The organism is Bacillus sp. FSL R9-9410, from assembly GCF_038050385.1.
Lineage (GTDB): Bacteria > Bacillota > Bacilli > Bacillales > Bacillaceae_G > Bacillus_A > Bacillus_A cereus_U.
The window spans coordinates 4,170,911-4,192,926 of the sequence record NZ_JBBOTV010000001.1 but is presented as its reverse complement, the minus strand read 5'-3'; the positions used below and the strand labels follow the sequence as shown (position 1 = coordinate 4,192,926).

The window sequence follows — 22,016 nt, the reverse complement described above, 5'->3', positions numbered from 1 at the left end:
ATTGTAACAAAAAAATAAGCCTATGAATTTTTATTTTTTAATCCCGATTGGTGCAGGCTAATAATCAGTGGGGATGGATAAAAAAACCACTGATTAAATCTCTGTTTAAGGAATGGAATAGAAGTAGAGTTCATTATAAAAACAATGTATAGTGAATATGTATACCATGTTTGTCTTAAAGATAGAATGGGCACAATATGGAATAACGATCGTGTATAGGATGTGTCTTCCGAATGGAACAACATATTGGCGAGTTAATCGCACATTATGGATATTTTGGAATTATTATAGCTTTAGCTGGCGGGATTGTTGGATTACCTATACCGGATGAGTTTTTATTGACTTTTATTGGATATAACATTTCAAAAGGAGTTATGTCAGGAACAGCTGCTTTTTCAAGTGGAATGGCAGGTGCAATGCTTGGCATTACATTAAGTTACATATTAGGTTTAAAACTTGGGCTCCCTGTTTTAAAAAAATATGGTCCGAAAGTTAGAATTAAAGAACATCATATTGAAAAAACACATATTTTATTTGAAAAATACGGTCCATTTCTTTTAATGATTGGCTACTTTATACCGGGAGTACGTCATTTAACAGCATATTTTGCTGGAGTTTCAAATTTAACATTGTGGCGATTTTGTTTGTATGCTTACGGTGGTGCACTAATTTGGATAAGTGTTTTTATTGGCTTAGGTTGGAAACTGGGAGAGAAGTGGCGCTTTGTTGAATACAGTTTACATCATTATGGAATATGGATTTTATTAGTTTCGGCAATTGTAATATTGATTGTGTGGATTTACATAAGGAAAAGAAAAAACCGCTAATAATAGCGGTTTTTTTAGCTGAAAGCAATAAATAATACACCAGCTGTAATAAAGACTACACCAATACCAGTCATAAAGTTTAACTTTTCACCTAATATAATCATCGCGAGAATAATGGAAAACACTACACTTAATTTATCGATAGGTGCTACTTGTGAGACTTTTCCTGTTTTTAGGGCAAGAAAATAAAATAGCCATGACGAAGCACCTGCAATTCCACTTAATGTGATAAATAGCAGTGCTTTTTTATTTAGGAGGACATCACCGATATTTTGAAATTTACCTTGTATAATAATAACTCCTACCATAAATAATGCCATAATAATAGAGCGAACCGTTGTTGCGACGTTGGCATCGATTCCATCTAAGCCAATCTTTCCAAAAATAGATACGAGGGCAGCAGCAATTGCTGATAATAGTGCGAATAATAGCCATGAACTCATAGTGAAATTCCTCCAATCTTACATTATTATACATGAAAATCATTCTCATGTATAAAAAGCGAAATAAACCCCCGCCCTATATTTTTAATAAGGTGGGGGTTTATTATGCTACTCTGCTATTTCTTCATATAAAAAGTACGTTACATTATAAATATGCTCTACTTCATCATCTGTCATAAATAATAATTCGTCACGTTCAATCCCTTTTTTCTTTTCAATAAACTCAATCATGTTTTTTCGTTCTTCTCTTTTCATCAATTTTTATTTCTCCCCTCAATCTGTTTTAATACAGTTTATTTAAGTTACTTCTATTATATAACAGAATCTTTAGAAAGTTCCACCTATTTTATTGTTTTTTCAGAAGAACCTTTCGACAAAACAAGCCCACCTAAGGGGGCTTGTTTTTATTTTATAGTCGTAAAAACTCGGGCTCGGTCGTACCGGCACTATCGATGTAATAAATTGTATCGGGATTAATTTTTATTAGTACGTAATTAGGGTCTTCCGCACCTAGTAACCAGCGTTTTAAGCTATTAGTCCAAAATTTGTTTTTTAATGTTTGATCTTCTTCGATGGAAGCTATACCTTCAACTTCAATGTAATCTTCATCTAATTTCTTTCCTTCGCGTCCAAGTAGTACATGTACATTGGGATTTTTTTCGATATCTGTTATCTTTTTTGAATTTCGATCTGTTGCAACATATAGTACAAAATCTTCGTGGAAAAACATCATAAAGGCGCTATGTGGCTTATCGTTACGTACAGTAGATAATACACCAGTACGTTGACCTTGAATAATAGTTGCGATTTTTTCTTTTAAGTGCATATTTTTAGCCTCTTTTCATAATTCATAATTTTTTCTGTCTGAACAAGATAATTTAAATATCTTTCATACTGTTTTCTTCAACCCGATTTTTTAAACGTAATTGTGATGAAATCGGACAAGTTAGGAGATGAATAATAATAATATCGAGGAGAAATACATACGATGGAAGGATGAAAAGCATGTTTAATAAAATATTTCTTACAGTAGCGCTTATAGGTGTACCACTTTCTGTAATCGGAAAAACACTTCATTGGCCACAAACCATTATGTTTGCTGTATACTGCATTACTATTATTGCATTAGCTGGTTTTATGGGGAGGGCGACAGAAAGTTTAGCAATCGTTTCTGGGCCTCGGATAGGTGGTTTATTAAATGCCACTTTCGGTAATGCCGTTGAACTTATCATTTCAATTTTTGCACTTCAGGCAGGATTAACAGAAGTTGTTTTAGCTTCTTTAACTGGTTCTGTACTTGGAAACTTATTATTGGTAGGAGGGCTATCCTTCTTTATAGGTGGCCTTAAGTATAAAAGGCAAAGTTTCAATGTTTATGATGCAAGACATAATTCAGCTTTATTAATATTTGCTGTTGTTGTAGCCTTTGTTATTCCGGAGATTTTTTCAATGAAGATGGATGCTGGAAAGACGTATCAATTAAGTATAGGTGTTTCTATTATCATGATTATTATGTACCTTGCTGCATTGCTATTTAAGTTAGTTACGCACCGTGGTGTATATCAACATAAAAGTGATGAAGTAGCACATGAGGAAGAGCCAGAGTGGTCCAAAGGTAAAGCGCTACTCGTTTTAGCGATAGCAACACTTGCAGTTGCTTATGTGTCAGAGGCACTCGTACATACTTTTGAAACGGTCGCAAAGTCGTTTGGCTGGTCAGAGTTATTTATAGGGGTTATTATCGTTGCAATTGTTGGTAATGCAGCAGAACATGCATCTGCGATTATTATGGCATATAAAAATAAAGTGAATATCGCAGTAGAAATTGCAGTAGGTTCTACATTACAAATCGCCATGTTTGTTGCTCCTGTGTTAGTACTTCTTTCGATGCTTTTTGCACAAAAGATGCCTTTAGTATTTACAATACCAGAACTTGTTTCTATGATTACAGCTGTTTTCTTAACCATTGCGATTTCAAATGATGGGGATACAAACTGGTTTGAAGGAGGCACTTTATTAGCGGCGTATGTCATTATGGGAATTGGTTTTTATTTATTATGAAAAATAGGGATAACAATGCGTATGAGAGAAAACAATAAAGTGAAACTTTAATTAGTGGGGGATCTCCATCCCCTGCTAATTATTAGCTGAACCAATCGGGCTTTTACTGCCCGTTAATGCGGGATAAATACAGTAAATTATATACCTTTATGTAGGAAGGAGCCAGACAGGTGAAACGAGTATACAGCATATGTCTTTCAACCATGGTCTCGTTTATCTTATTATTTCCTAACAGTAGTTTTGCAAAGACAACGGTAGAAGTAAAAATGCCTTCATCTGTTTTAAATATTTCAAAAGATAATACATTTCCGAATGATGCACAAGATTTACCGCGTTTACAGCCAAGTAAGTTTGCGCAAGAACTATTGAAAACAGCAAATATCAAAATTGAAAACCCTGATTTAATTCGAATGTTTAACGAAACAACAATTTCGAATGCACCGCTTGCAGTAGGATACCGAGCGAAAATTTATTTAGGTCAATGGGCATTAAATTATGAGTCAATAGACACATCGATTAATTGGGAATATAAGCAAGTAAATCGAAATGTATATGATAATCGCGGAGGTGATCGCTTATACCCACTTCGCTATAAGCAAGAAACCCAAAAGACAATCGAAGGTGATTTAACAGCAGATATGAAAGATGCTACAGATGTGAAAAAAATGATGCTTCTCAAAGCGCTTGAAAAAGTACAATTGCCACTTTCATTTAAAACAACCATTGGCTATGGTACCGGACATGAGCGTGTTTATAATATTAGTCCAAGTCAACTTGGATATTTATATGCGTATACACCAGCAGTAAATGAAAAAGGAAAAGTAACATTTGGAGAAGTCTACCTTGTGTTAAAAGGGAATCAAAAAAGGCTTGTCGTGAAAAATATTACATCTCAAGGAATCGGAGCTGCTATTCCAATTCATGATCATTTATTTTTTAAATTTGTTTCTTCATCGCATTCACAATGAAATGAAAAACGTCAGCACACAGGCTGACGTTTTTTTATTTATAACATAATGTTTGATGTTTTTGATAAGAAATCTTCTTTTGGATAGTAGCTATTTTTCACAAGAACATTTGGTCCAAGGCATTTCACGGCAGGACAATGGCAACTTAATGATTTTGCTGTTTTTGAGTCACACCATTTGTCGTAAGCTTCTTGTAGTGTATTTGTTTGTACATTACCTAGAAGCGGGACATCACCGAAATCGGTCACGATAATATTTCCATCGAAAATATTTACGTTCAAACGAGAACGACCATCTGGATCATTGCGGACAGTTACATTTTTACTTTCATGTAATCTCTTCAATGTGTATAAATCACGTTCATCATCACTACATGCATAGAAAGGTAATGTTCCAAATAACATCCATACATTTTCATCACGGATCTCTAATAAATGTTCAATTGCATTTCGAATTTCTTCTTTTGTTAAAATTTCAAGTGTGCTAGCGAAGTCACTCGGATACATGGGGTGCACTTCATGACGTTTACAGCCCATTTCTTCAACGATTTGACGGTGAATATGTTCCATATGCGGTAGAGTTCGTTTGTTTAACATAGTTTCGGCTGATACGAGTACACCTGCCTCTGATAGAGCTTTACTATTTGTAATCATTCTTTCAAATAATTTAGCGCGCTGTTCATAAGTAGGTTTACGCTCCATCATTGCAAATCCGCCTTCAACGAAGTCATCGATTGTTCCCCAGTTATGTGAAATGTGCAATACATCTAAGTAGGGAATAATTTGTTCGTAACGTGCTAAATCTATAGTTAAGTTTGAGTTGATTTGAGTGCGAACGCCTCGTTCATGGGCGTATTTTAAGAGTGGTGTTACATAGTTGTCGACGGATTTTTTTGAAAGCATAGGTTCTCCGCCTGTAATACTTAAAGAACGTAGATAAGGAATCTCATCTAATCGTTTTAATAAAAGCTCCATCGGAAGCGGATTTGGATCTTTCGGCTGTAATGTGTAACCAACAGCGCAATGCTCGCAACGCATATTGCATAACGTCGTTGTTGTAAACTCAACGTTTGTTAATAGTAGTTTGCCGTACTCTTCAAGGTCCATATACGCTTCCCATGGATCGTAAGAAGGAGTAATCGGCTTCATTATTTGTGATATCGTCATATGAAATACTCCTTTGACTATTGAAATAACAATTTGTCCATTCTCTATAATAGAAGAATATGTGCTTTTTATAAAGTGAAACTTTTTTGTGAAAAAAGAGAGAGGGCTTACATTATAATGAATTACTGCGACAAATTTGATGAAATTACATGCCCATATCCATCATTTTTGCGGTATAATAAAAGCAACTCGAATTAAAAGGAGAGTGCCTTCATGGGAAAAGCAATTCAAGATAAAGATTCACAACTAGTATATTTGAAAAAACGTTTAAATATGTTTATTGAAGTAATTGATACGATTGAACCAGAAGAGGTAGAATTAGAAGATGTAGATCGTCTTCTTGCAATGTTAGATGAATTAGAACTGAAATGTGAGCAATTTAAAAAAGACGAATAATATATTAAAAAGGCTGCCACTACAAAATTGGCAGCCTTTTTCTGTACGGATAATAGAAGGAATATAGAAAAAAAGGTATAATCAAGTTGTGAAAAATTTCATTTAACCTTTAATGGCGTGAAATAAAGTGAAACTTTAATCAGTGGGGGTTTTGTTCATCCCCACTGATTATTAGCCTTCACCAATCGGGCGTTTACGGGCAGCAGAGCTCCCACCTAACTTCTTTGCTCTAGCCGAATTTTGAGGTGGAGTCTTACTGCCCGCAAATAGCGGGATAAATAAACAGCTGAAGAGTATAACAATGGAATTTTCATTTCATAACGTTTTGGTAGCGTTCACAATTGAGGGGGAAGTAACAATGGAAAAGCTTCAAGAAAGCATGTATCAACTAATTGTTGAAACGTCAACGAACTTACCGAAAGATGTTCGTCGCGCAATTCAACAAGCGAAAGAACGAGAAAATGCAGGAACTCGTTCGGCGATGGCACTTGGCACAATTACGAATAATATTAAAATGGCAGATGATAATATCTCGCCAATTTGCCAAGATACAGGGATGCCAACGTTTAAAATTTATACACCAGTTGGTGTGAATCAATTAAAACTGAAGGAAGCTATCTATAGTGCGCTTGAGCGGGCGACAAAAGATGGTAAACTTCGTCCAAACTCTGTTGATTCTCTTTTTGGAGACAATAGCGGAAATAATTTAGGACCAGGTACACCTGTTATTAAGTTTGAACAATGGGAAAAAGATTACATTGATGCACGTTTAATTTTAAAGGGCGGGGGCTGTGAGAACAAAAATATTCAATATAGCTTGCCTTGTGAAATAGAAGGACTTGGACGAGCTGGGCGTGATTTAGAAGGAATTCGTAAATGCCTTCTTCATGCAGTATATCAAGCGCAAGGGCAAGGGTGTAGCGCTGGGGTAATCGGCGTCGGTATCGGGGGAGACCGCACATCAGGTTACGAATTAGCAAAAAATCAATTATTCCGTACATTAGATGATGTAAATTCAGTTCCAGAATTACAAAAGCTTGAAGAGTACGTAGTAGAGAATGCAAATAAGCTTGGCATTGGTACGATGGGATTTGGCGGAGAAACAACTTTATTAGGTTGCAAAGTCGGAGTATATAATCGTTTGCCAGCGAGCTTCTACGTATCTGTTGCATATAATTGCTGGGCATATCGTCGTCTTGGTGTAACAATTCATCCTGAAACAGGTGAAATTATGGATTGGTTATACCAAGAAGGTGAAGATACACTTCAGCAAGATGCTGCGCAAGAACAAACAGAGCAGCGTGAAATCGTATTACAAGCTCCAATTACAGAAGAGCAAATTCGTGAACTTCGTGTTGGTGATGTTGTTACAATTAACGGCATGATGTATACAGGACGTGATGCGATTCATAAACATTTAATGGATAACGATTGTCCAGTAGATTTAAAGGGACAAATTATTTATCACTGCGGTCCAGTTGTAGTGAAAGATGAGAATGACAATTGGCAAATTAAAGCGGCAGGTCCAACGACAAGCATTCGTGAAGAGCCATATCAAGGCGATATTATGAAAAAATTCGGTATTCGTGCTGTAATTGGTAAAGGCGGTATGGGTTCTAAAACATTAGCAGCTTTAGAAGAACACGGTGGTGTGTACTTAAATGCAATTGGTGGTGCAGCACAATATTATGCTGAATGTATTAAAGAAGTGAAAGATGTTGATTTCTTACAATTCGGTATCCCAGAGGCAATGTGGCATTTACGTATCGATGGTTTTAAAGCAGTTGTAACGATGGATTCTCATGGTAAAAGTCTACATGCTGATGTTGATAAAACATCACTTGAAAAATTGGCGAGCTTTAAAGAACCTGTATTTAAGTAAAGAGAAATGCATCTCGAATTATTCGAGGTGCATTTTTTGGTATATATAGAAAAACATGTTCAGCATGAAAGAAAGCAGGGAAACAGAAACTACAGGTACGATTATATATGGAAAGGAGACTATTTATGAAATATAAATGGTTATATATAGGTCTCATTTTTTCAATTATGATGGCACTTGTTCCAGTTTCAACATTTGCTTATACGAATACACCACATAACTGGGGAATCCCACGTCCTAAAAATGAAACGGTGCCAGATGCAGGGAAACTATATACAGAATTACTTCAAAAAAATGGTGGGTTTTATTTAGGAGATACGAAGAAAAAAGATATTTATTTAACATTTGATAATGGATACGAAAATGGATACACAGGAAAGATTTTAGATGTATTAAAGGAGAAAAAAGTACCAGCAACTTTCTTTGTGACGGGACATTATATAAAAACACAAAAAGATTTATTATTAAGAATGAAAAATGAAGGACATATTATTGGTAATCATTCTTGGAGTCATCCAGATTTTACAACAGTAAATGATGCAAAACTTCGTGAAGAATTAACGAGCGTAACGGAAGAGATTAAAAAAGTAACAGGGCAAAAAGAAGTGAAATATGTACGCCCTCCGCGAGGTGTATTTAGCGAAAGAACGTTAGCTCTTACGAAAGAAATGGGATATTATAACGTGTTTTGGTCGCTTGCATTTCTTGATTGGAAAGTAGATCAGCAAAGAGGATGGCAATACGCTCATAATAATGTAATGACTATGATTCATCCAGGATCTGTTTTGTTACTTCATGCAATATCAAAAGATAATGCAGAAGCACTTGCGAAAATCATTGATGATTTGCGCGAGAAAGGGTATCATTTTAAAAGCCTAGATGATTTAGTAAAAAGCAATCAACCGTGAGCATGTATGCTTGCGGTTTTCTCATGCTATAATGATGTGTAAAAAGGATGGGGAAACGTATGTGGAGCGAACATGTTACGTTAGAATATCCGTACCATTTTGAAGAAGTGCTAAAGCGTTTAGCTTTCGACCCGTTAAACGTCATTCAATTAGACGAGAAAGTAATTTATGTCCCGCTTTTTATAGACGAAGAACAAATTGTTGTTCGTTTGCAAGGGATTGGTACTGTTCAAAATCCACAGTTTTGGATTTCTAGTCAGGCAGGAGATCAAGAGAAATTAATGAAACGAATGAGGTCCATTTTTCACTGGAATGAACCGTTTCAAAATATACAAGATCATTTTTTAAACACATCATTACGTCCACTGTTTGAAACATATGCTTATACTCCAATTATATTAGAATTTGATTATTTCGCTTGTCTTCTTCGTTGTATTATTCATCAACAAATAAATTTGAAATTTGCTATGGTGCTAACAGATCAATTTGTAAAACGATATGGGACAGAGAAGAACGGCGTTTTCTTTTTCCCAACACCAGAAAGAGTAGCGAATATTTCAATAGAGGAATTGAGAGAGCAGAAGTTTAGTCAGCGAAAAGCCGAATATATAGTAGGATTAGCAAAACATATTGCAGGCGGTAAATTAGATTTAGCAAGGATAGAAAACGAAACAGAAGAAGAAGTATCGGCACAATTGTTACCAATAAGGGGTATTGGAGCATGGACAGTGCAAAACTTTTTAATGTTTGGGCTTGGCCGGAAAAATATGTTCCCAGAAGCAGATATCGGGATTAGGCGTGCACTTCAAGGCATATTTCAATTAGATAATAAGCCTGATGATGCATTTTTAGAAAAAGTGAAACAAGAGTGTGAACCATATTGCAGTTATGCAGCGTTATATTTATGGAAAAGTATAGAGTAGAGGTGTAATAATGATACAAGAGCAACAAGAGAGTAAGTTGGAAGTTGGTCAAACGTTTCCTGTGACAATTAAACGTCTTGGGATTAACGGAGAAGGCGTTGGTTATTTTAAGAGACAAGTTGTTTTCATTCCAGGGGCATTACCAGGAGAAGAAGTTGTTGCTGAAGCAACGAAAATTCAGCGTGGCTTCGCTGAAGCGAAAGTGAAAAAAGTTCGTAAATCATCACCACATCGTGTGAAAGCACCATGTTCAGTATATGAGGAGTGTGGTGGTTGTCAATTGCAGCACTTAGATTATAAAGAACAATTAAATCAAAAGCGTGATATCGTTGTACAAGCATTCGAGAAGTATATGAATGACAGTCTAGAAGAGAAAATTCGTCCGACGCTTGGTATGGAAAATCCATGGCATTATCGTAATAAAAGTCAATTGCAAGTGGGGCGTAAAGACGAAAAGGTTATTACAGGGTTATATAAGCAAAACTCACATCAGTTAATTGATATTTCTCATTGCATAATTCAACATAAAGCAACGAATGAAGCGACAAAAGTTGTAAGACGTATATTAGAAAAATTAAATGTTTCTATTTACAATGAGAAAAAACAAAAAGGTTTAGTACGCACAATTGTGACACGTACTGCAGTTCAAACAGGGGAAGTGCAAGTCACACTTATTACAACAAAAGAAGAATTACCAAATAAAGATCAATTTATCGCAGAAGTACAAAAACAAATGCCAAGTGTTAAATCAATTATGCAAAACGTAAACTGGCGTAAAACATCTGTTATTTTCGGTGATAAAACATTTAAATTAGCTGGAAAAGAAGTAATTCAAGAAACACTAGGTGATTTATCATTTGAATTATCAGCACGCGCATTCTTCCAATTAAATCCAGAACAAACGGTTGTTTTATACGATGAAGCGAAAAAAGCAGCTGCTTTAACAGGAAACGAGAAGATTGTGGATGCGTATTGCGGTGTCGGTACAATTGGACTTTGGCTTGCGAATGATGCAGCGGAAGTACGTGGTATGGATGTAATTCCAGAAGCAATTGAAGATGCAAAGAAAAATGCAAAACGCCACGGATTCACAAATGCAAAGTATGAAGCTGGTAAAGCGGAACAATGGTTACCGAAATGGGTGAAAGAAGGCTGGAGTCCAGATGTCATTGTTGTCGATCCACCGCGTACAGGTTGCGATGATAAATTACTTGAAACGATTTTAAAAGTGAAACCGAAACAAGTTGTTTACGTGTCTTGTAATCCATCCTCATTAGCACGTGATGTGCAAACATTAATGAAGAGTTATGAAGTGGAGTATGTGCAACCAGTTGATATGTTCCCACATACAGCTCATGTAGAAAATGTAGTGAAACTTGTTAGAAAGTAACATTCAATAAGGATATGTCCCTCACAAAGCAGAAGTTATGTGAGGGTATATTTTATTTAGCGAATGGAAGTAAGGAGAATACGATGAATAATTATAAATTGACGATTCAATATGACGGTGCGCGTTATAAAGGGTGGCAACGTCTTGGGAATAATGACAATACGATTCAGGGGAAAATCGAAAGTATAATATCTGAAATGGTCGGAAAAGAAACTGAAATTATCGGCTGTAGTAGAACGGATGCTGGTGTACACGCTTTGAATCAAGTAGCTAACTTTCAAAGTGATGAGAAGTTAGTAGAACATAAAGTGAAAAAGTATTTAAATCAATATTTACCAAATGATATTAGTATTACGAGTGTAGAAGAAGTACCAGATCGTTTCCATGCTCGTTACAATTCTAAAGCAAAAACATATCTTTATAAAATTTGGAATGAAGAGCATACGAACCCATTTATGCGTAAATACAGCATGCACGTGAATAAACAATTAAATGTGAAAAGCATGAAAGAAGCTGCGAAACATTTAGTTGGTTCACATGACTTCACTGCTTTTTCAAATGCAAAGTCTAAGAAAAAATCTATGGTTCGAGAAGTGTATACACTTGATGTTTCCGAAGAATCAGGATTTGTACAAATTAGAGTAAGTGGTAACGGATTCCTTCATAACATGGTGCGGAAAATTGTTGGAGCATTAATTGAAGTTGGATTAGGACAATTAGAGGCGGACGCAATTCCAAACATTTTAGAGGAAAAACAACGTAATCAAATTAATTGTCTTGCTGAGGCGAGTGGATTGTACTTGGAGAATGTTGAATTTTAATAATAAGTAAAAAAATCGAGCTGATAAGGCTCGATTTTTTTGCACTCTGAAATTAAGAAGATTTCTCTTTCTTCATACGTAGCTTCAAATTCCAAAAAGCCGCAAGCATAATAGCTGCAAAGGAGCCGCTAATTGTTCCTAAGAGCTTTGCATAAGGAAAGCTGCTCATATCAACATTAATGAATAACATCATACATAGAACGGCAGGGAGAAGGTATAAGTATTGTAATAACTTTAATTTTTTATCATTACTCATATATATAGCCCCTTTCTAGCGTGTTATATGTATATTATAACATATTTTTCCAAATGATCACTTGTACTTAGAGAGATTCATTTCATATGTGTAAATGCAATTTTTTAATTCGATATTGTAAGTTTTGTCTGCTCAATCCTAAAAATTTTGCAGCTTGTGAGATATTACCTTTATTTTCTTTAAGAATTTGATGGATATACTTCTTTTCCATTTCTTCTATTATACGTTTTAAAGTCTGTGGTGTATCAGTATTGTGACTAGTTAGCGGAGTCTGCATATTGAGTTCTTTTTTTGCTAGTTCGCGAAAGTGCGTTGGCATATGGAACGCTGTAATGATATCTTCATCTTCTATTAAGTTCATGGAGCCTTCAATTATATGCTCTAGTTCTCTCACATTACCAGGCCAATCGTATTTATAGAAGAAGTTATTTACGTTTAAATCTACATCTTTTACGCTAAGATCAAATTGGATATTGTATTTTTCAATAAAGTGTTGAACAAGATATGCAATATCTTCTTTTCGTTCCCGTAAAGGTGGAAGACATAGAGTAACAACGCTTAATCTGTAATATAAGTCTTGCCTTAATCGATTGTGTGCTATGGCTTCAAGAGGATCTTCATTAATAGTTGCTATAATACGAACATCAATTTCTTTTTCTTGTGTGCCTCCGATTCTTCGTATTGTTTTTTCTTGTATAGCCCGCAGCAATTTAGCTTGAAGTGTTGGACTTAATGAGTTGATCTCATCTAATAACAAAGTCCCGCCGTTTGCTTCTTCAAATAAACCAGGTTTATCTATTGCTCCTGTAAAAGCACCTCGATTTGTACCAAATAGTAGACTTTCCATTAAGGTTTCTGGTATAGCGGCACAGTTTTGCGAAATAAATGGTTTTGTTGAACGCTGGCTTTCATTATGGATGCTTTGCGCAAATAGCTCTTTACCGGTCCCTGTTTCTCCGATGATAAGTATGGAGGAGGATGTACGTATTACTCTCTTTGCCTCTGCAATGACCGATTGAATAGCTCTAGAATCACCAATTATGTGATCAAAGGTAAACTTAGTATTTTGTTTGCGAGAAAGGTTCGTTTTCATTGTTTGCTTTAAATGACTAATCTCTTTTGAAATTTCAATAGCGCCTTTAATTTTTCCATTTTCTATTATAGGAAAAGTATCGTTAATCGTCGTAATCTCTTGTCCTTTATTGTTAAAATACGTTTGTTTTATATTTTTGTTTGTTTTTCCAAGTTTTAATGCTTCTATAAGAGTACTATTTTTATTTTCTTCAAATGCAAATACTTCTAAAGGATTTTTGTCTAGCACATCAGAACGATCCATTGATTCAATGTCCATCATTTTGCGGTTATAGATAATCGTTTTACTTTCCTCATTAATAATATGAATCCCAATATCTAGTTCATTTAGTAAAGTTTCATATAGCACATTCATTTCAATAATCTTTTTAAAATTGATTTCTTCTGTATGCATGTATTATCTTCTCCTCGTTATACCCTATGAAGACTGACTTTTTATAATTTTATTAAAATTCTCATAAAATCGCAAAATTTTTTTGCTATTTTCTCTTAAAACTTTTCAAATGATAGAAAAATTTTGCGGTTATGTAGATTTTTTTCGTAAGAAAGCCCAATTTTACATAGGTGTTGAGGTTGGTACGTATTTTGCATGAATAGTAGTTAAGATCTCTAAATTTAAAGAGTAGGGGGATTATGAATCTTTATAGGTTATGCAACGTTTCAGTGCCAATTAATAAGAGGGAGGAATTTATAAAGTGAAGACGGTTATAGAAGGCGTGTATAGTCCTTGTTACGGGAAAGTAGAGAAATTATTTGTTACTGAAAGTTCTTACGTATATGAGTGGGAAAAATTAGCGTTAATTGAAACAATAGATAAGCAGCAAGTGGAAATTAAAGTGGGAATCAGTGGGTATATCGAATCATTAGAAGTGGTAGAAGGACAAGCTATCGCTGATCAAAAATTATTAATAACAATGAGGGATGACCTTTTAATAACAGGTAGTGATTAATAGTAGTAATATGTATTTTGCACTTTTTAATAATTATTTTTACTATGAATGGTTTTAAAAACGCTTACATTAAAAGGGTTTGCTAAGTGAAAAGGGGGGATTTATATGATGGATCAAAACCAGGGATTAAAAAGGGAATTGAAAAGTCGGCACATATTTATGATTGCACTCGGGGGAGTTATTGGTACAGGACTTTTTTTAGGATCGGGTTATACAATTCATGAAGCTGGACCTGGAGGGGCAATTGTAGCGTATCTTGTCGGTGGGTTTGTTATGTATTTAACGATGCTCTGCCTTGGAGAGTTAGCGGTTGCGATGCCTGACGCAGGATCTTATCAAACGTATGCTACAAAGCACATTTCCCCTGCAGCAGGTTATGTAGTGGGATGGATGTCGTGGCTAAACTGGTCTGCTACGATAGGTATTGAATTAATTGCAGTTAGTATTTTAATGAAACGATGGTTTCCGGATGTACCGTCATGGATTTGGTGTGTAGTGTTTGCAGTGTTGCTCTTTGCTATTAATGCATTATCTTCAAGAAGTTTTGCGGAAGTTGAATTTTGGTTTGCAAGTATTAAAGTAATTACAATCATTGCATTTATTATTTTGGGCGGGGCAGCAATGTTTGGTTTTCTAGATATGAAAGGAAATGAACCAGCGCCGATGTTTTCTAGCTTTACTGATTATGGTGGATTGTTCCCAAATGGATTATCAGCCATTTTAATTACGATGATTGCAGTTAATTTTTCTTTCCAAGGAACAGAACTAGTTGGTATTGCAGCTGGTGAGAGTGAAAATCCAGAGAAAACTATCCCGAAGGCAATTAATAATACAGTTTGGCGCATACTTATTTTCTTTGTACTATCTATTTTTATTCTTGCGGGACTATTTCCTTGGCAGCAAGCAGGCGTGATAGAAAGTCCATTCGTAGTTGTATTTGATAAAATTGGTATTCCTTATGCGGCTGATATTATAAATTTCGTTATTATTACAGCTGTACTATCAGTTGCGAATTCAGGATTATATGCAACTTCCCGTATGCTATGGTCGATGTCGAATCAAGGAATGATTAGCCCGATTTTTGGTAAATTATCTAAAAACGGTGTTCCTATTTATGCATTGATTGTAAGTACGTTTGTAGGGTGTCTCTCATTACTATCAGGTATTTATGCGGAAGATACAGTTTATTTATGGCTTCTTTCAATTGCAGGGTTCGGAGCGATATTAGTTTGGGCATCTATTGCTTTATCTAACCTATTAGCTAGAAGGACATACTTAAAGCAGGGCGGGAATATTAAGGATTTGAAATTTAAAACACCACTGTATCCATTTGTCCCAATTCTTGCGTTAGTATTAAATTTAACTGTAATTGTTGGAATGGCTTTTATTCCGGAACAAAGAATGGCATTGTATTGTGGTATTCCATTTATGATTATTTGCTTACTGTTTTATCGTGCTACCAAAAATAAGCGAAGTAAAGTAGAACTTATTGAAAAGACAAATACAACAGAATTAGAAAGTTTATAATAGTGATTAATTTGGAGACTGTAAGATTGTAAACAGTCTCTTTTTTTGTGAAAATAAAGCTGGAAACATACTACGTATGCAAAGGGGAATTAGCAATGAATCAAGAAGTTTCACAGCTATTAAAACAGATTGATTTACGAAAAGATGAGCTACTAGAACTTACAAAAGCTTTAATTCGCTTTGAAACACCAGCACCACCAGCAAGAAATACAAATGAGGCGCAAGAATTTGTTGCAGGGTTTCTAAAAAAACGAAATTTTAGTATTGATAAATGGGATGTATATCCGAATGATCCGAATGTTGTTGGAGTGAAAAAAGGGACAGCAAGTGAGTCACATAAAAGTCTCATTATTAATGGACATATAGATGTTGCAGAAGTATCAAAGGACGAGCCGTGGGAAACAAATCCGTTTGAGCCATTTATAAAAGACGGTTGGTTAGTTGGGAGAGGTGCGGCAGATATGAAAGGTGGACTAGCTGGAGCCTTATTTGCTATTCAACTTTTAGAAGAAGCGGGGATTGAATTACCTGGGGATTTAATTTTTCAATCGGTAATTGGCGAAGAAGTAGGAGAAGCAGGGACACTTCAATGCTGTAAACGTGGTTACGATGCTGATTTTGCAGTAGTAGTGGATACGAGCGATTTACATATGCAAGGACAAGGCGGCGTAATTACTGGATGGATTACTGTGAAAAGCCCGCAAACGTTTCATGATGCAACACGTAGACAGATGATTCATGCTGGAGGACGTTTATTTGGAGCGAGTGCTATTGAGAAAATGATGAAAATTGTTCAAAGTTTACAGGAGTTAGAGCGTCATTGGGCAGTAATGAAAACGTATGAAGGATATCCATCAGGGACGACAACAATTAATCCTGCTGTCATTGAAGGAGGGCGTCATGCAGCATTTATTGCGGATGAGTGCCGGTTATGGATAACAGTACACTTTTATCCAAATGAAACGCATGAACAAATAATAGAAGAAATAGAAGAGTATATTGAGAAAGTAGCAGCTGCCGATCCGTGGTTAAGTGAAAATCCACCACAATTTAAGTGGGGCGGAGAATCAATGATTGTTGATCGTGGCGAAATTTTTCCTTCTTTAGAAGTAGATAGTAGTCATCCGGCCATTCAGAAACTAAGTTCTGCACATGAATCTATATTACAGAAAGTCGCAACTTTAGATATGTCTGCTACAGTAACTGATGGCGGATGGTTTAGTGAGTTTAACATTCCAGCTGTTATTTACGGACCAGGTACATTAGAAGAAGCTCATTCAATAAATGAGAAAGTTGAAGTTGAGCAGTTAATTGAATTTACAAAAGTAATAACAGCGTTTATATATGAATGGTGTCATACGAGAAAATAAGGAAATAGTTTGATTTTTGAATCGTGCGAGTAAGTATGCTTGTACGATTTTTTTGTAACTATTTCAGAGGTGGATAAATTCAATATCTGAAATAGCTTGTTATGCTTTTTATGTTCTTCGTTTGACTTCAATTAATTTCTCTTTAGCTAATTCAACGGCAATGGCATCATCTAAATAGCCAATTGGAAAAAGATAATCGGGGATAATGTCTGTTGATAAAATGAAATATAGTAAGGCACCCCCAATAATTGCACGTTCTTCGTTTGAAATGGTTTCTGTACAAAATTGTTGGTACATACTTGTTAATTGTTCAATGAAAGGGCCGGCACTATCAATTTGATCTAGTTTACTTTTGAAACTCTCGTGAATACGTTTTTCGCCTTCAGTAGTTTGAGCATAGCGCTCGTAATTTTCAAGTTCTTGTTTCACACGAGTTGTTGTGTACTCGAAGTCGAATAGGTTAGAGGATTGTAATGTTTGCTGAATTGTATCGAGAGATGTGTACATATCTGCTTTTTCCTTATTTATGTGTGGAGAGTCAGGATACATTTCATCAAGTAATAATTGCGGTGGAACTTGTAGACATTTTGCAAATTTTTGTAAATGATTTTGCTTCGGTTGTTGTTTGCCATTAATTATTCTTGAAATTGTTGCAGGATCAATATTTGTCAGTGTTCCTAGTTGGCGCATAGATAGAGCGCGCTCCTTTAACAGTTTCTTTATTAATTTACCGAGCCGCTCATTTGGATTTTCATTGGGCATAATGTAGGCACTCCTTTTCTATTGTCTATCGTTGAAAAAATGTTGAGCATTTATTACAAGTATATGAAACAGACAGGCACAGTTGCTCAACATTTTCATAATATGCATTGAAAAGTGAGAAAGGGGTGACTGTACGATGAGTACAGCGGGTTTATTTTCAATTTTTTTAATCGGGATTGCGTCTAATTTAGATAATGCAGGTGTTGGGATTGCGTATGGCATTCGTAAAATTCGAATTTCGTGGTTTAACAATTTTATCATCGCATTTTTTGGATTTTCATTTACTTTACTAGCTGGATTTTTTGGGAATTGGATCGCATTATTTATTTCAGAGTTCACAGCAAACCTTATTGGAGCAATTGTTTTAGGAATAATTGGGGTGTTTATTTTATGTCAGCCTTTCTTGAGTCAACAAGATACCCTAGGATCTAAAGATGGTAGTCTACTTATGGGGATTTTACGTGATCCAGAAAAAGCAGATTTTGATGGTTCTAAAACAATTAGTTTTTCGGAAGCAATTGTTTTAGGAGTTGCATTATCCATAAATAATATTGCAGGTGGATTTGATGCTGGAGTAACAAATTTAAATCTTTGGCTTACGGCATGTATTTCTGGGATTTTTAGTTTTATTTGTATTAGTGGTTTTATGTATGTTGGTAAAAGGTTTTTAGCTGAATACTTAGGAAAATGGGCAACTATAATTGCAGGTGTGTTATTAATTCTTATTGGAATTGATCAATTGTTGTAAGAATGATAGAGAAAACAGTTTTCGAGTATTTCCTTGGAAATACACTAAGAAATTGCATATATCGACGTGAAATCTTTTCACGGTAATGAAAGGTTGTAAGTATTATCCAAATCTTTGTGGGTAAAAAGGTTTAAAAAAGTAAAAGCACCTGTATAGGTGCTTTTTAGCGTATATCTTCAATTAGTTGTACACATTCATCATCATGCATACTGTACTCACTTAAAACTTGAATACAAAGCCATTTCAGTTCTTCAATACTATGCTCAAGTTCTTCGGGAAGTACATGGTAAATGTCTTCAAGTCCCATTCCGAAATGAATAAGTTCTAGTACTTGATCATCGATGTTCCGATCCATTAATAGTTCAAGCACTTCTAAATTGAATATGTATCGGTGAGCTTCATCGAGTGAAACAACTTTTAGTTTCAAACTTTCTACAATACTCAATATGAAAAGAAGAATTGTTTTTTCGAGAACAGGTTGTTTCTCCATTTGAAATATGAGTTTCATCTTTTACACCTCCACATACAGCGCTAGGTTGTACTATATTATTCAGGAGGGGGGAGCAAATATGCATAATAAAGAGAACTTTCATTACTGTTTTTTTGAATTGGGTTGATGCCTAGTAGAACGGACTTTTTCTTGAAATAAAAAATCCTGCCAATATAGCAGGATAACTTCCAAATTAAAACATACTCCAACCTTCTTGGGCAGAAAGTAATTCAAGAATTTTAAAACCAGCGATACTATTTCCGTTTGCATCTAAAGCTGGTCCGAAAATACCGATTCCCATTTCGCCTTTTACGCAGCCGAAAATGCCGCCCGCTACACCACTTTTTGCAGGGATTCCAACACGAATTGCAAATTCACCAGATTCATTATACATCCCGCAAGTAACCATAAATGTTTTACAAATTTTCGTAATATGCTTAGGGATAATCTGTTTCTTTTTATATGGATCATATCCATCCATTGCAAAAATTAAGCCAATACGTGCTAAATCGATACAGTTTACTTCAACTGCACATTGACGAGTGTATAAATCCATAAGTTCTTCAATATCACAATCGATAATGCCGTTTTGTTTCATATAGTAACAAAGTGAACGGTTTAAGTAAGCAGTCTCTAATTCTGAATTGGCAACTGTAGAAGAATAATTAATAGTAGGATTATCTGTTATTTCACGTATAAAATGAAGAATATGCTCCATTTTTTCTTCGTTATCTTTTCCTGCTAACATGCTTGTAATAGCTAGTGCTCCTGCATTAATCATTGGATTAAGAGGTTTGGAAGGACTTGTCGTTTCTAACTTAATAATAGAATTGAAAGGGTCACCAGTTGGCTCCATTCCAACTTTAGAAAATACATATTCTTCACCACGATCTAAAAGGGCAAGTGCAAGTGTAATTACTTTGGAAATACTTTGAAGAGTAAATAGTGTTTGTGAGTTGCCAGCATGGATATGTTCTGTTTCTTTATGGAAAATGGCAATCCCTAAATCATCTGGATCTGCATTTCCTAGTTCGGGGATATAAGTAGCAAGTTTTCCTTTTTTCGTATATGGTTTTACTTGTTCTAACAACTGCTGTAAGTTGTTTGTTTCAATGCACTGCATAGTACCAACGCTCCTATTTCGAATTAACTAAGTTTACTTTTCCCGATATGCTCGGAAATAAATAATAACATGAAAAAGTGGAATGATAAAACGAAAGTTATTTGTGCTATAATAAGTTTTTTTGTCTGCATATTGCGTAAATAGCAAGGAAAATTTTCCTTTTATATAACAGTTTGGAAATAGGAGATTTATCCATAAAAAGTTCGGAAATAAAAACTACACATCTATACAACTATATGTTATTATGGTTATGTAATAGAAAGCGTTTTCTAAAGCGTACTTATAATGATAACGATTTCATAAATTGAATTAGGGGGAATTAAAATGTTGCAGTTTTTACAACGTATTGGTAAAGCATTAATGCTTCCAATCGCAGTACTACCAGCAGCAGGATTATTGCTTCGTCTAGGACAAGAAGACGTATTAAACATTCCTGTTATGGCACAGGCCGGTGCAGCAATTTTTGATAATTTAGCACTTATTTTTGCAATCGGTGTTGCAATCGGTTTATCTGTTGACGGTAGTGGTGCAGCTGGTCTTGCAGGTGCAATTGGTTATTTAGTTATGAAGAATACAACTAATGCTTTAAGTGTTACTTACTCAACAGCAGAACTAAACGATAAATTAAAAAGTGTTCAAGATTTAGTCGGTTCAGTAGATCCAACTAAATTAGCGGATACAATGAATAAAATTTCAAAAGCAGCAGCGTTGACGCCAAAAATAAATATGGCCATACTCGGTGGTATTATTGCTGGGGTTATCGCTGGATTACTATACAACAAATTCCATAAGATTAAACTACCAGAATGGTTAGGATTCTTCGCTGGAAAACGTTTCGTACCAATCATTACGTCTGTTGTAATGCTTCTTTTAGGATTAGTATTCGGTCAAATTTGGCCAACAATCCAAACTGGTATTGATGCAGTATCACATGGTATCGTAAACTTAGGTTCAATCGGTGCAGGGTTATTCGGATTATTAAACCGTTTATTAATTCCAATCGGTTTACACCACGTAATGAACACATACTTCTGGTTCGTACTTGGTGACTTTACAAATGCAGCTGGTGATATTGTTCATGGTGATATCGCTCGTTTCTTTGCAAAAGATCCATCAGCAGGTATGTTTATGACTGGTTTCTTCCCAGTTATGATGTTCGGTTTACCAGCAGCATGTTTCGCAATGATTGCGGCTGCTAAACCAGAAAAACGTAAAATGGTTACAGGTATGTTAGGTGGTCTAGCATTAACTTCATTCTTAACTGGTATTACAGAGCCAATCGAATTCTCATTCATGTTCTTATCACCAGTATTATATGGTGTGCATGCAGTATTAACAGGATTTTCTTTATTCATAACAACGTCACTTGGCATTCATGATGGTTTCACATTTAGTGCTGGTGCTATTGATTATGTTATCAACTTTGGTATTGCAACAAAACCTGTATTATTAGCAGGTATCGGTTTAATTTATGCAGCAATTTACTTTGCGGTATTCTACTTCTTAATTAAGAAGTTCAACTTAAAAACTCCAGGTCGTGAAGATGACGATGAGTTAGTTGAAGATGGTGAGGCATCAGTTGCAGGTTCAATTGGTGAAACTTACGTAGCGGCTTTAGGCGGAAAAGACAACTTAACAGTTATTGATAACTGTGCAACACGTCTACGCTTACAAGTGAAAGATGCTAGTCAAGTAAACGAAGCGGCATTAAAACGTGCAGGTGCAAAAGGCGTTATGAAATTAAGTAACACAAGCGTACAAGTTATCGTAGGCACAAACGTTGAATCTGTTGCCGATGATATGAAAAAACATGTGTAAATAGTTAGATAAGAGGATATCCAAAAAGATTGATAACAACAGTCTTTTACAGGATATCCTCTTTTTTTGTTAATTTTTTAAAGGGAATCTTACTT

At 35.3% G+C, this 22,016-nt stretch carries 23 protein-coding genes; 14 read left to right on the top strand and 9 right to left on the bottom strand.

Annotation, left to right across the window (positions count from 1 at the left end; genetic code table 11):
• Positions 1-233: 233 nt before the first annotated feature.
• Complete coding sequence (locus MKX77_RS21815; RefSeq protein ID WP_341307777.1) at positions 234-827, top strand: DedA family protein; 594 nt, start codon at positions 234-236, stop codon at positions 825-827.
• A gap of 14 nt (positions 828-841) precedes the next feature.
• Here the strand turns inward: MKX77_RS21815 and MKX77_RS21810 are convergent, their stop codons facing one another.
• From MKX77_RS21810 to MKX77_RS21800, 3 genes are all read right to left on the bottom strand, one after another.
• Positions 842-1,270, bottom strand: a complete 429-nt coding sequence (locus MKX77_RS21810; RefSeq protein WP_002029573.1) for an EamA family transporter — start codon at positions 1,268-1,270, stop codon at positions 842-844.
• A 108-nt stretch (positions 1,271-1,378) separates the two neighbouring features.
• Positions 1,379-1,525 (bottom strand): BH0509 family protein, encoded by a 147-nt coding sequence (locus MKX77_RS21805; RefSeq protein ID WP_000817786.1) that lies wholly within the window; start codon positions 1,523-1,525, stop codon positions 1,379-1,381.
• A gap of 154 nt (positions 1,526-1,679) precedes the next feature.
• Entirely contained in the window at positions 1,680-2,096 is a 417-nt protein-coding gene (locus tag MKX77_RS21800; RefSeq protein WP_002140268.1) for a pyridoxamine 5'-phosphate oxidase family protein, read from the bottom strand.
• A gap of 179 nt (positions 2,097-2,275) precedes the next feature.
• Between MKX77_RS21800 and cax the strand changes: the two genes are divergently transcribed.
• The gene (gene cax, locus MKX77_RS21795) at positions 2,276-3,331 is read left to right on the top strand and encodes a calcium/proton exchanger (RefSeq protein ID WP_002159406.1); all 1,056 of its coding nucleotides are present in this window, start codon (positions 2,276-2,278) and stop codon (positions 3,329-3,331) included.
• Between the two features lie 170 nt (positions 3,332-3,501).
• Positions 3,502-4,299: a YfkD famly protein gene (locus MKX77_RS21790; RefSeq protein WP_215555131.1), complete on the top strand. Its 798-nt coding sequence runs from the start codon at positions 3,502-3,504 to the stop codon at positions 4,297-4,299.
• A 38-nt stretch (positions 4,300-4,337) separates the two neighbouring features.
• Here MKX77_RS21790 and yfkAB read toward each other — a convergent pair whose 3' ends face one another.
• On the bottom strand, positions 4,338-5,465 hold the full coding sequence (gene yfkAB / locus MKX77_RS21785) for a radical SAM/CxCxxxxC motif protein YfkAB (RefSeq protein WP_215555132.1): 1,128 nt from the start codon (positions 5,463-5,465) through the stop codon (positions 4,338-4,340).
• A gap of 213 nt (positions 5,466-5,678) precedes the next feature.
• On the opposite strand from yfkAB, the gene MKX77_RS21780 reads away from it, so the two are divergent.
• From MKX77_RS21780 to truA, 6 genes are all read left to right on the top strand, one after another.
• The gene (locus tag MKX77_RS21780) at positions 5,679-5,861 is read left to right on the top strand and encodes an SE1561 family protein (protein ID WP_002091170.1); all 183 of its coding nucleotides are present in this window, start codon (positions 5,679-5,681) and stop codon (positions 5,859-5,861) included.
• Positions 5,862-6,219: 358 nt separating this feature from the next.
• Positions 6,220-7,743: a class I fumarate hydratase gene (fumA, locus tag MKX77_RS21775; RefSeq protein WP_341307776.1), complete on the top strand. Its 1,524-nt coding sequence runs from the start codon at positions 6,220-6,222 to the stop codon at positions 7,741-7,743.
• 125 nt (positions 7,744-7,868) lie between these two features.
• Positions 7,869-8,651 carry a delta-lactam-biosynthetic de-N-acetylase gene (gene pdaA / locus MKX77_RS21770; RefSeq protein ID WP_016093405.1) on the top strand — a complete coding sequence of 261 codons (783 nt, stop codon included), beginning with the start codon at positions 7,869-7,871 and terminating at the stop codon, positions 8,649-8,651.
• A gap of 59 nt (positions 8,652-8,710) precedes the next feature.
• A complete protein-coding gene (locus MKX77_RS21765) occupies positions 8,711-9,574 on the top strand; it encodes a DNA-3-methyladenine glycosylase family protein (protein WP_341307775.1) in 864 nt (287 codons plus the stop codon).
• Positions 9,575-9,584: 10 nt separating this feature from the next.
• The gene (rlmD, locus tag MKX77_RS21760; protein WP_002113776.1) at positions 9,585-10,964 is read left to right on the top strand and encodes a 23S rRNA (uracil(1939)-C(5))-methyltransferase RlmD; all 1,380 of its coding nucleotides are present in this window, start codon (positions 9,585-9,587) and stop codon (positions 10,962-10,964) included.
• An 83-nt stretch (positions 10,965-11,047) separates the two neighbouring features.
• Positions 11,048-11,785 carry a tRNA pseudouridine(38-40) synthase TruA gene (truA, locus tag MKX77_RS21755; RefSeq protein WP_341307774.1) on the top strand — a complete coding sequence of 246 codons (738 nt, stop codon included), beginning with the start codon at positions 11,048-11,050 and terminating at the stop codon, positions 11,783-11,785.
• 52 nt (positions 11,786-11,837) lie between these two features.
• On the opposite strand, the gene MKX77_RS21750 is transcribed toward truA, so the two are convergent.
• Both MKX77_RS21750 and MKX77_RS21745 read right to left on the bottom strand, forming a co-directional pair.
• A complete protein-coding gene (locus tag MKX77_RS21750; RefSeq protein WP_341307773.1) occupies positions 11,838-12,041 on the bottom strand; it encodes a hypothetical protein in 204 nt (67 codons plus the stop codon).
• A gap of 82 nt (positions 12,042-12,123) precedes the next feature.
• Complete coding sequence (locus tag MKX77_RS21745) at positions 12,124-13,527, bottom strand: sigma-54 interaction domain-containing protein (protein ID WP_215555137.1); 1,404 nt, start codon at positions 13,525-13,527, stop codon at positions 12,124-12,126.
• A gap of 301 nt (positions 13,528-13,828) precedes the next feature.
• On the opposite strand from MKX77_RS21745, the gene MKX77_RS21740 reads away from it, so the two are divergent.
• From MKX77_RS21740 to MKX77_RS21730, 3 genes are all read left to right on the top strand, one after another.
• A complete protein-coding gene (locus MKX77_RS21740; protein WP_341307772.1) occupies positions 13,829-14,083 on the top strand; it encodes a biotin/lipoyl-containing protein in 255 nt (84 codons plus the stop codon).
• 105 nt (positions 14,084-14,188) lie between these two features.
• A complete protein-coding gene (locus MKX77_RS21735; protein ID WP_341307771.1) occupies positions 14,189-15,610 on the top strand; it encodes an amino acid permease in 1,422 nt (473 codons plus the stop codon).
• 47 nt (positions 15,611-15,657) lie between these two features.
• Complete coding sequence (locus tag MKX77_RS21730; protein ID WP_341307770.1) at positions 15,658-16,980, top strand: acetylornithine deacetylase; 1,323 nt, start codon at positions 15,658-15,660, stop codon at positions 16,978-16,980.
• A gap of 108 nt (positions 16,981-17,088) precedes the next feature.
• Here the strand turns inward: MKX77_RS21730 and MKX77_RS21725 are convergent, their stop codons facing one another.
• A complete protein-coding gene (locus MKX77_RS21725) occupies positions 17,089-17,742 on the bottom strand; it encodes a helix-turn-helix domain-containing protein (RefSeq protein ID WP_341307769.1) in 654 nt (217 codons plus the stop codon).
• A gap of 136 nt (positions 17,743-17,878) precedes the next feature.
• Here MKX77_RS21725 and MKX77_RS21720 point away from each other — a divergent pair, with 136 nt between their 5' ends.
• Positions 17,879-18,490, top strand: a complete 612-nt coding sequence (locus MKX77_RS21720) for a manganese efflux pump (protein ID WP_341307768.1) — start codon at positions 17,879-17,881, stop codon at positions 18,488-18,490.
• Between the two features lie 163 nt (positions 18,491-18,653).
• Here MKX77_RS21720 and MKX77_RS21715 read toward each other — a convergent pair whose 3' ends face one another.
• Positions 18,654-18,998, bottom strand: a complete 345-nt coding sequence (locus MKX77_RS21715; protein WP_002151696.1) for a DUF3969 family protein — start codon at positions 18,996-18,998, stop codon at positions 18,654-18,656.
• A 175-nt stretch (positions 18,999-19,173) separates the two neighbouring features.
• Complete coding sequence (gene glsA, locus MKX77_RS21710; RefSeq protein ID WP_341307767.1) at positions 19,174-20,103, bottom strand: glutaminase A; 930 nt, start codon at positions 20,101-20,103, stop codon at positions 19,174-19,176.
• Positions 20,104-20,427: 324 nt separating this feature from the next.
• On the opposite strand from glsA, the gene nagE reads away from it, so the two are divergent.
• The gene (gene nagE, locus MKX77_RS21705) at positions 20,428-21,921 is read left to right on the top strand and encodes an N-acetylglucosamine-specific PTS transporter subunit IIBC (protein WP_341307766.1); all 1,494 of its coding nucleotides are present in this window, start codon (positions 20,428-20,430) and stop codon (positions 21,919-21,921) included.
• Positions 21,922-22,016 lie beyond the last annotated feature (95 nt).